Genomic DNA, 14,227 nt, shown 5'->3' on the forward strand with positions numbered 1-14,227 from the left:
CGCCGAGCAGCGCCGAGTACGGCGGTGCCCGCAAGCGCCGAGGCTCGAATCAGGTATCGAGCTCGGCCAGCCCGCCGGGACCGAGCCGGCCAGCGTCGCGATAGGCCGCGAGCTTGTCCCTGCTGTCGGCGATGTCCAGATTCGCCATGGTGAGCTGCCCGATGCGGTCGCCTGGCCCGAACGCTGCGTCTTCGACTCGTTCCATCGACAGCCGATCGGATGCGTAGGTGAGCGCTGGGCCAGTTGTGTCGAGCACCGAGTAGTCGTCGCCACGGCGCAGCCGCAGCGTGACTTCGCCCGACACCGACGAGCCCAGCCAACGCAGCAGCGAGTCGCGCAGCATCAGCGCCTGGGGGTCGAACCAGCGGCCCTCGTACAGCAATCGGCCCAGACGGCGGCCCATCGTGCGGTAGTTGTCGAGCGTCGCCTCGTTGTGGATCGCCGACAGCAGCCGCTCGTACGCGATGTGCAGCAGCGCCATCCCTGGCGCTTCGTAGATGCCACGTGATTTGGCCTCGATGACGCGGTTCTCGATCTGGTCGCTCATACCGAGGCCATGGCGCCCGCCGACGGCATTCGCTTCCAGCACCAGCGCAACGTGATCGCTGCCCTCTGCGACTGATGCCGAGAACTCCCGCCCGCCGATGGCGACCGGCCAACCGGCCTCGAAGCGGATCGTGACGTCCTCAGTGTCGATTCCGACCGCCGGGTCCCAGTGGGCGACGCCCATGATCGGCTCCACGATCTCCATCGACGTGCCCAAGTCCTCCAGACGCTTCGCCTCGTGGGTGGCGCCCCAGATGTTGGCGTCGGTGGAATAGGCCTTCTCGGTGGAGTCCCGGTACGGCAACCCGCGCGAGACCAAGAACTCGCTCATGCCGGCCCGCCCGCCCAGCTCGTCCACGAACGCCGAGTCCAGCCAAGGCTTGTAGATGCGCAGCCCGGCGTTGACCAGCAGGCCGTAGCGGTAGAAGCGCTCAATGTCGTTGCCCTTGTACGTCGAGCCGTCGCCCCAGATGTCCACGCCGTCCTCGGCCATGGCCGCCACCAGCATCGTGCCGGTCACCGCTCGGCCCAGCGGCGTGGTGTTGAAGTACGTGCGGCCGGCCGTCGAGATGTGGAACGCTCCGCATTGCAGCGCCATCAAGCCCTCTCGCACGAGCTCGGCTCGACAGTCCACCAGGCGTGCGGCAGCAGCGCCGTAGTCGAGCGCCCGCTGCGGCACCCCCGACAGGTCCGGCTCGTCGTACTGGCCCAGGTCGGCCGTGTAGGCACACACGAGCGCGCCGCGCTCGTTCATCCACGCCACAGCCGCAGAAGTGTCGAGCCCGCCGGAGAACGCGATGCCCACTCGCTCCCCCACCGGAAGCTCGGCCAGCACGCGCGAACCGCCAGCAGACGCAGGACCAGTCGACATAAGCCACAACGGTACGGCTTCGGGCTCCCGGACCGGCTGTGATTTTCGGCGATCGGCACGCCGTCGTTCACTGCGTGGCGATCGCGCTGCGCGTACGCTCCGCCACGAAGGGGTGACTCATGAGCGACGGCGAGGCGATAGGCACGATCAACGGCACCGCCACCGGCCATTCCATTGCCGAGCTGCTGAGCGAGATGGTGCGCATCCCCAGCGTCAACCCGCTGCACCACGGGCCGCGCTCAGGCACTGTCGCCGAGGCCGACATGGCCAACTGGGTGGCCGAACGGGCAGCAGCGCTGGGCGCCGAGGTCGAGCTCGACGAGATCGAGCCCGGGCGTCCCAACGTGTATGCCCGCTTCACCGGCCGCACCGAGCGCATGCTGGCCATCGACGTGCACCTCGACACCGTCGGCGTCGAGCACATGGAGGGCGATCCCTTCGAGGGCCGCATCAGCGAAGGACGGGTCTGGGGGCGCGGCTCGGTCGACACCAAGGCGACCATGGCCGTCGTGCTGGCCGTGCTGGCCGAGATGACTGCCGCCGGCCAGCAGCCGATGTGCACCGTCGAGCTGGTCGGCACGATCTCCGAGGAAGGCGGTGGCCTGGCCGGTGCGGGCGGCTACCGGGACCGGCTGCTCGAACGCGGCGAGAGTCGCGAGCAGATCGTGGTGGCCGAGCCCACGATGTGCGTCCCGGTGTACGGCCACAAGGGCGGGCTCGGGCTCGAAGTCGAGGTGGAGGGGCGTGCAGCACACTCCTCCAAACCCCACCTGGGCATCAATGCGCTGTCTGCAGGCGCCCGCATCATCGCGGCCATCGACGCCGAGCAAGAGCGCTTGGCTAGCCAGCGCGACGTCGGCGTGCTCGGGGCCGGCACGGTGTCGGTCAACGAGATGGGCGGCGGGCGGGCCCGCAACATCATTCCCGACCATTGCGAGATGTACATCGGCAGGCGCATCGCCGACGGCGAGGACTACCAAGAGGAGTTCGCTCGCCTCACCGACTTGGTGCGCGCCGCGGCGCTGCCCGCGCGAGTCAAGGTGCAACTGGCGAACGGCTTGGGCGAGAATGCGTTCTTCCAGGCGCCCGGCAGCGACTTGGTCACCGCCATGGCGGAGATGTCAGGCCACAGCCCCGCCGTGGCCGACTTCGGTACGAATGCGCTGCGTTACGGCGAGGTGGCCGACCAGATCGTGGTGTTCGGCCCGGGTTCCATCGATCAGGCGCACCAAGCGATCGAATGGGTCGAGATCGCAGAGCTCGAACGAGCAGCCGATGTCTACCGCCAGCTGCTCGCCCGCTAAGCGTCTGCTTGCACCGCCGGATCAACCTGGGCGGGCAGAGATGAAGACGGGGATCTCGCGATCAGTCTTTGCCTGGTACTCGGCGTAGGGCGCGAAGGCGGCGACGCACCGCTCCCACCATTCGTCACGCTCAGCACCGGAGATGAGCCGAACCGTCGTCTCGAACGGCTCGGGCCCGTCCTGGATGAGCACGGTCGGATCGGCCATCAGGTTGTGGTACCAGCCCGGGTGCGCCGGGGCGCCGCCCTTGGAGCCGACGATCGCGTACTCGCCGTCGTGCTCGACACGCATCAGCGGGACCTTGCGCACCAGGCCGGTGCGGTGCCCGACCGTCGTCATCACGATGATCGGCAAGCCGGTGTCGCGCAACGTGTTGGCTTCGCTGCCGTTCGACGCCTCGTACGCGTCGGCCTGTTCCCGCACCCAGTCCCATGTGCTGGGTCCGTATTCGCCGTCGAATCTCTCGCTCTGTGTCATGGGAGGCAATCTACGGCAGCGCGCTCGATGCAGACCCGGCAACACCGATGCGACTCAGATTGCATGGCAAGCTCTGCTGGCTGCAGCGTTCGCCTGACAGTCATCTCGCACGCCTACGATCCACAGCGTGCAGATCATGTCCGCCTTGTTCATCGAGCACTTCGACATGCGCCAGGCTGCCGGCGGCGCAGCTCGCATCGATCTCGGCGGTGTGCACTTCTCGATGGCAGCCCCCGGGCCGTTCCCGGTGACCATCACGCCGCACATGATCGTGCTCGTGCGCTGCCCCGCATCCCACACTGGCCTGGCAGCGCTCGAAGTGCGATTCATGCGAGTCGACGAGCAGATTGCGCGCAACGTGCAGCCCCTCAGCGTGGAGCCCGGCAAGTTCGGCTACAACCTGGTCCAGGCTGAGCTGACGTTCGAGGAGCCTTCCACGATCGAGGCCCATTGCCGCGTCGACCAAGGCGAGGCGATCGTCATTCCCTTGACGATGACCCCGCCGGCGGACGACAGCCCGCCGCCGGCCGCAGAGCCAGCCACGGGCGGCTGGACCGGCACACCAGCCGAGCAATCCGGCTAGGCGAGTCGACCAGCGATGCCGTTCACCGTCGGGCTGTCCCAGCACACCGATCCCGGCGCGGCCACCGGCGAGATCGTGGGCCACGTGCTCGAGTCACTCGGCGCCCAGCCTGACGTGGCCCTGCTGTTCACGTCGGGTGAGCATATGAATCACACCGAGGAGATCGCAGCAACGGTCGTCGAGCTGCTCGCTCCCGCCGCGTTCGTCGGCACGACGGCCGTCTCGGTGGCCGCCGGCGAACGCGAGATCGAGGAACAGACCGCCGCGGTGCTGTGGGCAGGGAGCCTCGGTTCGGGCACCGCGAGGCGGGCGCGCGCAGTCCAGCTCCCCGGCGTGCCGGATCCGGCAGCCGACGACGGGGTGCTTGCGGCAGCGATCGACGAGGTTGGCGCCTCTGGTGATCCCTCGATGATCCTGCTGGCCGACCCGTACTCCTATCCCGTTGATGCGGCGCTGTCGCATTGGGCTGAGCGGTGGCCGCAGGTCAGCGTGTTGGGCGGCCTGGCGTCGGGGGCATCGATGCCGGGCGGCAATCGCATTGTCGTGGACGGCGGCGTGCATCGCTCAGGCGCCGCGGCGCTGATCGTCGGCGGCAGCGTGACCGTGACGCACCTGGTGTCCCAAGGCTGCCGACCGATCGGTCAGCCCTACATCATCACCGAGGCCGAAGGGAACGTCGTGCGCTCGCTCGGCGGGCTCCCGCCGTTCGAGCGCCTGCAGCAGATGTTCGCCAAGCTTGACCCGGCCGATCAGCGGCTGATTCAGCGGGGACTGCACGTCGGCCGAGTCACCGATGAGGCCAAGGTCTCCTTCGATCGAGGCGACTTCCTGATCCGCGGCGTGCTCGGCGCCGACCGCGAGAGCGGCGCCATCGCCATCGGCGACGAGGCACCGATCGGCGCGACCGTGCAATTCCACGTGCGCGACGCCGAAACTGCCGACGAAGACCTGCGCGCCGCGCTCGCGCACTCGCCACAGACCGAGGGCGCCCTGCTGTTCACGTGCAACGGCCGGGGCACCCACCTGTTCGACGCTCCCCATCACGACGCCTCGGTCCTCGCCGAGCACCTCGGGGCACAAGTGGGCGGCATGTTCTGCGCCGGCGAAATCGGCCCGGTTGGAGCGCGCTCGTACGTGCACGGTTTCACGGCCTCGATGGCGCTGTTCTCTGACGCCGATGGGCAATGATGAGCCAAGCGACATGAACACCACTCTCGAAGCACGGCAGATCAACACCATCCGGGCGCTGGCGATGGACGCCGTGATGCGGGCCAACAGCGGCCACACCGGCACGGCGATGGCGCTGGCGCCAGCAGCACACGTGCTGTTCAGCCGCATCATGCGCTACGACGCAGGTGCGCCCGATTGGCCCGACCGCGACCGCTTCATCCTGTCCGCGGGCCACGCCTCGATGCTCGTCTACGCCATGACCCACTTGCTGGGCTATGGCGTCACGCTCGACGACATCCGCGACTTCCGCCAGCTCGGCTCGATCACTCCCGGCCATCCCGAGCGAGGCCTCACCCCCGGCGTCGAAGTCACCACCGGACCGCTCGGTCAGGGGTTCGCCAACGCTGTCGGCATGGCGCTGGCCGAACGCGGACTGCGTGCCCGGCTGGGCGCGGACCTCGTGGACCACCGCACGTTCGTCATCGTCAGCGACGGCGACCTGATGGAGGGCATCAGCCACGAGGCGGCATCGCTGGCAGGCCATCAGCAGCTCGGACGCCTCATTGCGGTCTACGACGACAACCGCATCACGATCGACGGCAGCACCGACTTAGCGCTCAGCGACGACGCCGCCCGGCGTTTCGAAGCGTACGGCTGGCACGTCGCCGACCTCGGGGAAGCGGCGGAGGATCTCGACGCGATCGAGCGGGCGCTGCGTTCCGCGATGCTCACCGACGACCGGCCGTCGATGGTCATCATCCGCACCCACATCGGCTATCCGATGCCCACCGCCATCGACACCTCGGCGGCACATGGTGCCATCACGGATGCCGACGAGATCGCCGCGGCCAAGCGAGCCATGGACATGGATCCCAGCGCCGAGTTCGTTGTCGACGATGACGTGGCGCAGGCCTATGCCGCCGCCGGTGCCCGGGGCAGCGCCGAGCGTCTCGAATGGGAAGCCCGCATCGCCGCGAGCGGTCACGATCCCGGCTGGCTGGATGCGCTGTGGTCAGCGCGCTCGACCAACGGCGACCCGGCTGCCGGTCCGATCTTCGAAGCCGGCACCCAGATGGCGACCAGGGTTGCCGCGAACCGCGTCCTGGACGCGTCGTTGGACAACGTGCCTGCCCTCATCTGCGGCGGTGCCGACCTGACCGGCAACACCGGCACCAACATCACCGCCGAGGTGCTGTCTGCCGACAACCCGGGCGGCCGCAAGCTCTTCTACGGCGTGCGGGAGCACGCGATGGGCGCGGTGGCCAACGGCATGGCCCTGCACGGCGGGGCGCTTCCGGTGGTCGGCACGTTCTTGGTGTTCAGCGACTACATGCGGCCCGCGGTGCGCCTGGCCGCGCTGAGCGGGGCCAAGACCGTGTTCGTGTGGACGCACGACTCCATCGGCGTGGGCGAGGACGGGCCCACGCACCAGCCGATCGAGCATCTCGCGTCGCTGCGTGCGATCCCGGGTTTGGGCGTGATCCGCCCTGCCGATGCCAACGAGACCGCACAGGCATGGCAGATCGCGGTCGAACGTGAAGGTCCCACGGCGCTCGTGCTGACCCGACAGAACGTCCCGGTGCTCGACGGCACCGAGCGCGCCGGACAAGTTGAACGCGGCGCCTATGTGCTCATCGACACTCCTGCGCCTGCGGTGATCCTGGCCGGCACGGGCAGCGAGGTGCAGTGCTGCACCGAAGCGGCGGCCCTGCTCGCAGCCGAAGGCATCGCCAGCACGGTCGTCTCCATGCCGAGCTGGGACCTCTTCGAGCACCAAGACGAGCAGTACCGGACGACGGTCTTTCCCGCGGACGTGCCGGTGCTTGGCGTCGAGGCCGCCGCTGCGTTCGGCTGGGACCGCTACGCCGATGCCACGGTCTCGATGAGCCGCTTCGGCGCCAGCGCACCCGGCAGCGACCTGATGACCCACTTCGGCTTTACGGCACACAGCATCGCCGATGCAGCTCGCAAGCTGCTCTAGAAAGAGATTGCGAATCGTCACCTTGAAAGGACGGCCATGAGCGACGGCGTTGCTGGCAGTACGACGAACGGAAGGCTCACCTCGCTGTTCTCGGAGTACGGCCAGAGTCCGTGGCTCGACAACCTGCGCCGCGGCTGGATCACCGGCGGAGAACTGGAGACCTGGGTGGAGCGCGGCATCCGCGGCCTCACCTCGAACCCGTCGATCTTCCAGAAGGCCATCGAGGCGTCGGCCGACTACGACGAGCAGTTCGGCGACCTGGTGCGCGGCGGCTCCCCAGTCGATGACGCGTACTGGCAGCTCGTCACCAGCGACATCTGCGGAGCGCTGGCCGCGCTCGAACCGGTGCACGCGGCCTCCGGCGGCACCGACGGATTCGTGTCGGTCGAAGTCGACCCGTCGCTGGCGCATGACACCGAGGCCACCATCACCGAGGCCCGGGGGTTGCACCAAGGCATTGCACGACCGAACCTGATGGTGAAGATCCCCGGCACGGTCGAGGGTCTGCCCGCCATCCGCCAGATGATCTCCGAGGGTCACAGCATCAACGTGACGCTGATCTTCTCGGTAGCCCGCTACGTGCAGGTGGCCGAGGCGTACCTCTCCGGACTCGAAGACCGGGCCGAGGCCGGTGCGACCGACCTGTCGGGTATCGCGAGCGTGGCCTCGTTCTTCGTGAGCCGCACCGACACCGAGGTGGACCGCCGCCTCGACGCCGTGGGCTCGACCAGCGCGCTGGGGCTGCGCGGCCGGACGGCAGTGGCCCAAGCGCAGGCCGCCTATGGCCGATTCGAGGAGATCTTCAGCGGGCCGCGCTGGGACCGGCTCGCGGCGCTCGGCGCGCAGGTGCAGCGCCCGCTGTGGGCATCGACGAGCACGAAGAACCCGGCCTATCCCGACACGCTGTACGTCGACGAGCTCATCGGGCCGCACACGGTGAACACCATGCCCGACGCCACCCTCGATGCCTTCTGCGACCACGGCAAGCTGCGTCGCACGATCGATGCCGACCAGTCCGCTGCCCGCTACGTGCTGGATGCGGTGACAGCGCACGGCATCGACCTCGACGATGTCGCTGACGTCCTGGAGGCGCAGGGAGTCGCAGCATTCACCAAGAGCTTCGACGAGCTGCTGGTGTCACTGCAGACGAAAGCTGACTCGCTCGCCTGACGGACTCGCTCGCGCCTCTCCGGCCGAGTCAGTTGCAAACCGAAACTGACTCCCCTAAGGTGCGCGGCCGTGACCGTGTTGGATGAGCGATCGGACGAGCGCCAGCCCGCCTGTTCCATACAGGCGACGCTCGACATCGTGGGCGACCGCTGGACGCTGCTCATCCTGCGCGACCTGTTCCGCGGCGTGCGCCGCTTCAGCGCCATGCAGCACGACCTGGGCATCGCTCGCAACATGCTGGCCGACCGGCTGAGCCGCCTCACCGATGCCGGCGTGGTGGCCAAGGTGCCCTACCAGCAACGGCCCGTCCGCTACGACTACGTCTTGACCCCCAAGGGTCTCGACCTGTCGAACTGCCTGCTCGCGCTGATGGCTTGGGGCGACCGCTGGTGCCATGACGGCGACGCACCGACCGTCCTGGTGCATGCCGACTGCGGCACGCCGCTGGAGATCGCCACGCGTTGTCCCGCCTGCGATGAGCCCGTCAGCCCCTCACGCATCCGCAGCCTCGCGGGCCACAGCGACACGTCGCCTGGTCGCGAGCTGGCGGCAGCCGGGGCGACCCGAGCCTTCCAACAGCACCCCACGAACGGAGGGGCCCTGTGACCATCATCGAACCGTCGCACACCGTCGACGACCCAGCAGCCAACGGCGCGCCCGCCAACGGCATCGCCGTGGCACCGCAGCCCACTGCCGGATCGCTGGCACTCGCCAACCGGGCGCTGGCCGAGCTGGCCGAGCGCGCCGCCGAGGTGCGCGACCAGTCGTTCGGCACACGTGTCACCTACAGCCCGAAGGTGTTCATCCCGCTGACGATGCTGTGCCGCGACAAGTGCGGCTACTGCACGTTCGCCCAGCCCCCGGCCCGGCTCGACTCGCCGTATCTCACGCCCGAACAGGTGTTGGAGATCGCCACGAGCGGTGCCCGGGCCGGCTGTCATGAGGCGCTGTTCACGCTGGGCGAGCGGCCCGAGCTGCGTTACCCCGCGGCGGCTGAGTGGTTGCGTACGCACGGCTGGGACTCCACCGTCCACTACCTGGTCGAGATGTGCCGGCTGGTGCGTGACGAGACCGGTCTGCTCCCCCACGCCAATCCCGGTGCCATGACAGCCCAGGAGCTGGCATCGCTGCGGGAGGTCTCGCCGAGTCAAGGGATGATGATCGAGTCGCTGAATCCGCACCTCGACTGCCACCGGGGCTCCCCCGACAAGGAGCCGGCCCGACGCTTGGCGACGCTCGAGGCTGCGGGCGAGCTGGCGATCCCCTACACCACCGGCATCCTCGTCGGCATCGGCGAGTCGCTGGCGGATCGACTGGCAGCGCTGGAGGCCATCGCAGCGAGCCATGCCCGCTGGGGCCACATCCAGGAAGTGATCGTGCAGAACTTCCTGCCCAAGGCGGGCACCTCCATGCACAACATGCCGGCCTGCCCGCCCGACGAGTACGCGCAGGCCATCGCGCTGGCACGCCTGATCCTGCCGGCCGACATTCACCTGCAGGCACCGCCGAACCTCTCCGACGACTTCGGCGGGCTGCTGGATTGCGGCATCGACGACTGGGGCGGCGTCTCGCCGGTCACGGCCGACCACGTCAACCCCGAACGCCCGTGGCCGGCGCTCGATCGCCTGCGGGAAATCACCGAAGCGCGGGCATTCACGCTCGCTCCCCGGCTCACGATCTACCCGGAGTTCGCGCTGCAGCCCGAGCGCTGGCTGGCCGAAGGGAATCGATTCCCGGTCATGGACCGGTCCGACGCCGAGGGCCTCGGCCGTGACGACCCCGGCAGCCAGATGCCTGAACGGACGATGGAGAATCTCGACGCCGGCTCCGGCGCCGACGTGCTGGTGGCCGACGAGAACTCCACCCAGTGGTACTCAGGCGGCGCCGGTCACCTGCCCACGAACATCATGGATGGCCCCTCGCATGCCCGCGGGGCCGTGCGCGAGGTGCTCGACGGGGTGATGGCCGGTCAGCAAGTCGGGCATGAGGAGATCGTCACCCTGTTCTCCGCACGCGGACCCGAGGTGGTCGCCGTCGGCGAGGTGGCCGACGAGCTGCGCCGCGAAGCTGTGGGCGACATCGTGACCTGGGTGCACAACCGCAACATCAACTACACGAACGTCTGCACGTTCAAGTGCAAGTTCTGTGGCTTCTCCAAAGGACCCCTGTCGCTGAACTTGCGTGGCACGCCCTACATGCTCACGCTGGCCGACATCCAGGAACGGGTGATCGAGGCAGCCGAGCTGGGCGCCACCGAGGTGACGCTGCAAGGCGGCATCCACCCCAGCTTCGACGGCGACTACTACATCGATGTCTGCCGGGCCATCCATGACGTCGTGCCCGAGATGCACCTGCACGGCTTCACCGCCCTCGAGGTCATCGAGGGGGCCAAGCGGCTCGGAGAGTCGCTCGTCGACTACCTCATGCGGCTCAAGGAAGCGGGGCTGAAGTCGCTGCCGGGTACCGCCGCAGAGATCCTCGACGATTCGGTGCGGGCGGTGCTGTGCCCCGACAAGATCAACACCGCCGAGTGGCTCGAATGCCATGAGGCGGCTCACGCCGTGGGCCTGCACTCGAACATCACGATCATGTTCGGATCGATCGAGCACCCTGAGAGCTGGGCGAACCACATCGTGGCCACCCGAGATCTGCAGAAGCGCACGGGCGGGTTCACCGAGTGGGTCCCGCTGCCGTTCGTGCACATGGCCAGCCCGATCTACCTGCGCAAGGGCGCCCGGCGAGGTCCGACGTTCCGCGAGACGCTGCTGATGCATGCCGTGCCCAGGATCGCCTACCGGGGGCTCATCGACAACATCCAGGTGTCGTGGGTGAAGATCGGGCCGCCGGGAGCCCAGCAGATCCTGCGGGCGGGGGCCAACGACATGGGCGGCACGCTCATGGATGAGAACATCTCGCGTGCTGCGGGCGCGCAGCATGGCCAAGGGCTCACCGAGCAGGACTTCCGCGATATCGCAGAACCCCTCGGGCGTCGCACCCGCCAGCGCCTCACCGGTTACGAGAACGCCGACGGTGCCCCCGAGGTGCGCAGCCGGATGCTGCGTCCCACCGACAACGCCACCGACCGCAAGCTCATCCCGCTCGAATCGCTCGGCAGTCGCGTCTAGCGACTGCGCATGAGACACAGCAGTCGCGTCTAAGCGGCTGCGCATCAGGCACAGCAGTCGCATCTAGGCCGCTGCGCCGCGGATGCGGTGGAATGGGTGAGGCGTACGCTGCGCGGTGGGATGAAGTCCTCCTACGCGCGCTACGCAGCGCTCGTCGTCGTGCTGGCCGGCATCGCCGTCATCGTCTGGACCGCAGTCGCCAACCCCGACACCGCTCCGACGTTCGCCGAGGCTGCCGATCCGCCCAGCACCCAATCCTCGCCCGCAATCCCGAGCGGCGGCGGCGCTGCCCCCGAGGCGAGAGCCGAGGGCACTTCCGCGCCGTCACCCCCTACGATCTCGCCGGCGGCCACTACGACAACCCAACCGCCCGAGCCGATTCCTGTCTTGGGCACCGCCTTCACGCTGAGCAGGCTCGACGGATGGCTCAACACCGACGCCACGTCACTCGAGGAGATCCGCGAGCGGAACACCCTGACGGTGGTGCAGTTCTGGACGTTCGGCTGCCGGAACTGCAAGAAGACGCTCGACGCGCTGGGCCAGCTTCATGCCGATTTCCGCGATCGCGGCGTCGAGGTCGTGGGTGTGCACTCCCCCGAGTTCGCGTACGAGGCCGATGTGGACAACATCGTCGAGGCCGCGGCTGAGCTCGGCGTGGTTTGGCCGATCGCACTCGACACCACCAAGTACAACTTTCACCACTGGCAGGAAGGCCCGACCGGCTACTGGCCCCGCGTCTACATCATCGACAGCGAGAACCAGATCCGCTTTGATCGCCGCGGCGACGGCGCGCACACCTATCGGGAGCTCTACGCGACCGTCAAGCGTCTCCTCGCCCGAGAGAGCGCATAAGCAGGGCGTCCCGTCGTGGACACGCTCGTCGACACCTTCACCGAGGGGATCAGCGTCATCAGCTGGGCGTGCACGCTGCCCATCGTCGTTCCCGGCCTGGCGCTCGTGCTGGTGGCGCGGCGAGCCCGGCTCACCGTCGGCCTGCTGTATGCGGCCGGGGTCGCGCTGATGGCGTGGGCGCCCGCTGCGGGATACTGGCGCACCGACATGGGCGGCCTGGTCGTCGTGGTCGTCGCCGTGCTGGCGGCAGGCACCTACCTGGCAGCGTGGAAAGCGCCGGCGGGCAACTCGCCGCTCGCGGCCAGCGGCGGATTCGTCGGGGGCGCCATCGCGAGCTGGCTGTGGAGGCCCTGTGTCGGCCCCCGGCTGGGCGACATCCTGAATGACGCCAGCACTGACGAGCTCCGCACGCTGGCGCTGATGGGGGTGTACGCGGCGGGGGCACTGCTGCCGCTGTTACTGCTCGCAGTGCTGCCGGTCGCGGTGCCTGCCGTGGGCCGGGTGCTCGACCGCAGGCCGTTTGCGGTCGCAGGGGCGGTTGTCGGCGGGGCGTATGCGATCACGCTCGCCATCGGCCTGTACGACGACTTGATCGGGGAGCTGTACCGCATCTCGAGCGGCTACTGAGCGGTCTGCCCGGGCGAGGGCCGCTCGTCGGCCTCTAGTCGTCGAAAGGCTCTGACGCTCCCGTGGACTCCCGCAGGATCGACGCCGCCTTGACCGTGGCCCTGCGGGCGCGGGTGACGCTTCGCTCCAGCCGGGATCGCTCGTCGCTGGTGTCTGCATCGGCGAGAGCCCCTTGCAACAGCTCGATGCTCAGCTCGGCCAGCCGTTCAGCCGTGTCGTCGAGACGGTCGGCCAGCTCGGTGATCTCGTCGTACACGAGCTCAAGCCTCCCGAGCGTGCAGATGCTCGGCCACGATCTCCAGCGGGTGGCGCACGTCGAGTCCCACCGCTCGCAGGTGCAGTGTGCACCCGGGGTTTGCGCTGGCCACAACGCTCGCACCGGTGCGTTCTATGGCCGCCACCTTGCGCTCCCGCACTGCTCCGGCAACCTCGGGATGCTGTTGGGAGTACGCACCCCCAGCGCCGCAGCAGAGCCCCTCGTCGTCGAGCTCGACGACCTCGAAGTACCGGCTGAGCACCGTTCGCACGGGCAGGTGCGCCTGCTGGACGTGGCGCAGGTGGCACGGGTCTTGGACTGCGACTTGCAGCGGCGTTGAGCTATCGGCATCTGAGGCATCTGGCGGCAGGTCGTCGACCCGCGCGGCCAGCCACTCGTGCACGTCTTGGACTCGCGCTGCGAAACGTCGGGCCTCGTCGGTGCCCAGCAGGTGGCCGTATTCCTTCATCGTGGCGCCGCAGCCCGCCGAGTCGATCAGGATCGGGGCCTCGCCGGGAAGCGCTGCCATCACCTTGCGCGCAAGTCGTCGGGTGTCAGAGGCCAGACCCGCGTGGAGATGCAGCGACCCGCAGCACGAAGCGCCCGCCGGGGGCAGCGCAACGCCGGCACCGGCGGCCTCGATCACAGACTGCACAGCCCGGTGGGTGTCACGCATCCAGGCGTCCATGACACACCCGGTGAAGAGCCAGACATCGTCACCGCTGGCGGTGAGCGGCGACTGGCGCACCGGCACACGCGGCAGCGAGGCGGTCATGGCAGCGAGCTGACGGAACGGGCGCGCACGGCCCACGAGAGCTACCAAGCGCATCAGGCCGAGCCGTTGGGACAGCCCCAGCAGGCGGGATCCCAAGCCGAGCAGCCGGGGCATGCCCAGCGCGCGGTAGGCGAGCCGCCGGAGGCGGGGCTGGTAGCGAGTCTGGGTCGCCAAGGCCTCGCGGGTGGTTTCCATCATGCGGCCGTAGTGGACTCCGGCGGGGCAGGCCGTCTCGCAGCCGAGGCACTGGATGCACGCGTCCATGAACTCCACGAACGCGTCATCGGCCTCGCCCCGCTCGGCGACATCGCGCATGAGTGCGATACGGCCGCGCGGAGAAGCCGATTCCTCGCCGGTCACCCGGTACGTCGGGCAATGCGGCAGGCACATGCCGCACGCAACGCACGAAGCAAGCGTGTCGCTGTCAATGTCGAGCTGCAGCGGGAACGTGCCCACGGGGCTCACTGCGCCCGACCGTTCGCCCACCGGA

13 protein-coding genes are annotated in these 14,227 nt (G+C 68.7%); 9 read left to right on the forward strand and 4 right to left on the reverse strand.

Features of this window, described 5'->3' with window-relative positions:
* Positions 1 to 49: 49 nt before the first annotated feature.
* On the reverse strand, positions 50 to 1,417 hold the full coding sequence (gene argG / locus ACOGW9_RS05860) for an argininosuccinate synthase (RefSeq protein ID WP_419909277.1): 1,368 nt from the start codon (positions 1,415 to 1,417) through the stop codon (positions 50 to 52).
* Between the two features lie 119 nt (positions 1,418 to 1,536).
* On the opposite strand from argG, the gene ACOGW9_RS05865 reads away from it, so the two are divergent.
* A complete protein-coding gene (locus ACOGW9_RS05865) occupies positions 1,537 to 2,721 on the forward strand; it encodes a M20 family metallopeptidase (RefSeq protein ID WP_419909279.1) in 1,185 nt (394 codons plus the stop codon).
* 21 nt (positions 2,722 to 2,742) lie between these two features.
* On the opposite strand, the gene ACOGW9_RS05870 is transcribed toward ACOGW9_RS05865, so the two are convergent.
* On the reverse strand, positions 2,743 to 3,198 hold the full coding sequence (locus ACOGW9_RS05870; RefSeq protein ID WP_419909281.1) for a nitroreductase family deazaflavin-dependent oxidoreductase: 456 nt from the start codon (positions 3,196 to 3,198) through the stop codon (positions 2,743 to 2,745).
* Positions 3,199 to 3,325: 127 nt separating this feature from the next.
* Between ACOGW9_RS05870 and ACOGW9_RS05875 the strand changes: the two genes are divergently transcribed.
* From ACOGW9_RS05875 to ACOGW9_RS05910, 8 genes are all read left to right on the forward strand, one after another.
* The gene (locus tag ACOGW9_RS05875; protein WP_419909283.1) at positions 3,326 to 3,781 is read left to right on the forward strand and encodes a hypothetical protein; all 456 of its coding nucleotides are present in this window, start codon (positions 3,326 to 3,328) and stop codon (positions 3,779 to 3,781) included.
* A 15-nt stretch (positions 3,782 to 3,796) separates the two neighbouring features.
* On the forward strand, positions 3,797 to 4,969 hold the full coding sequence (locus ACOGW9_RS05880) for an FIST signal transduction protein (RefSeq protein WP_419909285.1): 1,173 nt from the start codon (positions 3,797 to 3,799) through the stop codon (positions 4,967 to 4,969).
* A gap of 13 nt (positions 4,970 to 4,982) precedes the next feature.
* Positions 4,983 to 6,932 carry a transketolase gene (tkt, locus tag ACOGW9_RS05885; protein ID WP_419909287.1) on the forward strand — a complete coding sequence of 650 codons (1,950 nt, stop codon included), beginning with the start codon at positions 4,983 to 4,985 and terminating at the stop codon, positions 6,930 to 6,932.
* A gap of 36 nt (positions 6,933 to 6,968) precedes the next feature.
* A complete protein-coding gene (gene tal, locus ACOGW9_RS05890) occupies positions 6,969 to 8,102 on the forward strand; it encodes a transaldolase (protein ID WP_419909289.1) in 1,134 nt (377 codons plus the stop codon).
* A gap of 69 nt (positions 8,103 to 8,171) precedes the next feature.
* Positions 8,172 to 8,708: a winged helix-turn-helix transcriptional regulator gene (locus tag ACOGW9_RS05895; protein ID WP_419909291.1), complete on the forward strand. Its 537-nt coding sequence runs from the start codon at positions 8,172 to 8,174 to the stop codon at positions 8,706 to 8,708.
* On the forward strand, positions 8,705 to 11,227 hold the full coding sequence (cofH, locus tag ACOGW9_RS05900; protein ID WP_419909293.1) for a 5-amino-6-(D-ribitylamino)uracil--L-tyrosine 4-hydroxyphenyl transferase CofH: 2,523 nt from the start codon (positions 8,705 to 8,707) through the stop codon (positions 11,225 to 11,227). The genes ACOGW9_RS05895 and cofH overlap by 4 nt, the downstream gene beginning before the upstream one ends.
* Before the next feature lie 120 nt (positions 11,228 to 11,347).
* Positions 11,348 to 12,079, forward strand: a complete 732-nt coding sequence (locus tag ACOGW9_RS05905; protein ID WP_419909295.1) for a redoxin domain-containing protein — start codon at positions 11,348 to 11,350, stop codon at positions 12,077 to 12,079.
* A gap of 15 nt (positions 12,080 to 12,094) precedes the next feature.
* Positions 12,095 to 12,706, forward strand: coding sequence for a cytochrome c biogenesis protein CcdA (locus ACOGW9_RS05910; protein WP_419909297.1), 612 nt, complete (start codon positions 12,095 to 12,097; stop codon positions 12,704 to 12,706).
* 34 nt (positions 12,707 to 12,740) lie between these two features.
* Here the strand turns inward: ACOGW9_RS05910 and ACOGW9_RS05915 are convergent, their stop codons facing one another.
* Entirely contained in the window at positions 12,741 to 12,962 is a 222-nt protein-coding gene (locus tag ACOGW9_RS05915; protein ID WP_419909299.1) for a hypothetical protein, read from the reverse strand.
* 4 nt (positions 12,963 to 12,966) lie between these two features.
* On the reverse strand, positions 12,967 to 14,223 hold the full coding sequence (locus ACOGW9_RS05920; protein ID WP_419909301.1) for a (Fe-S)-binding protein: 1,257 nt from the start codon (positions 14,221 to 14,223) through the stop codon (positions 12,967 to 12,969).
* Between the last annotated feature and the right edge of the window lie 4 nt (positions 14,224 to 14,227).

The sequence above is a fragment of the Candidatus Poriferisodalis sp. genome (assembly GCF_965203655.1).
Taxonomy (GTDB): domain Bacteria; phylum Actinomycetota; class Acidimicrobiia; order Acidimicrobiales; family Poriferisodalaceae; genus Poriferisodalis.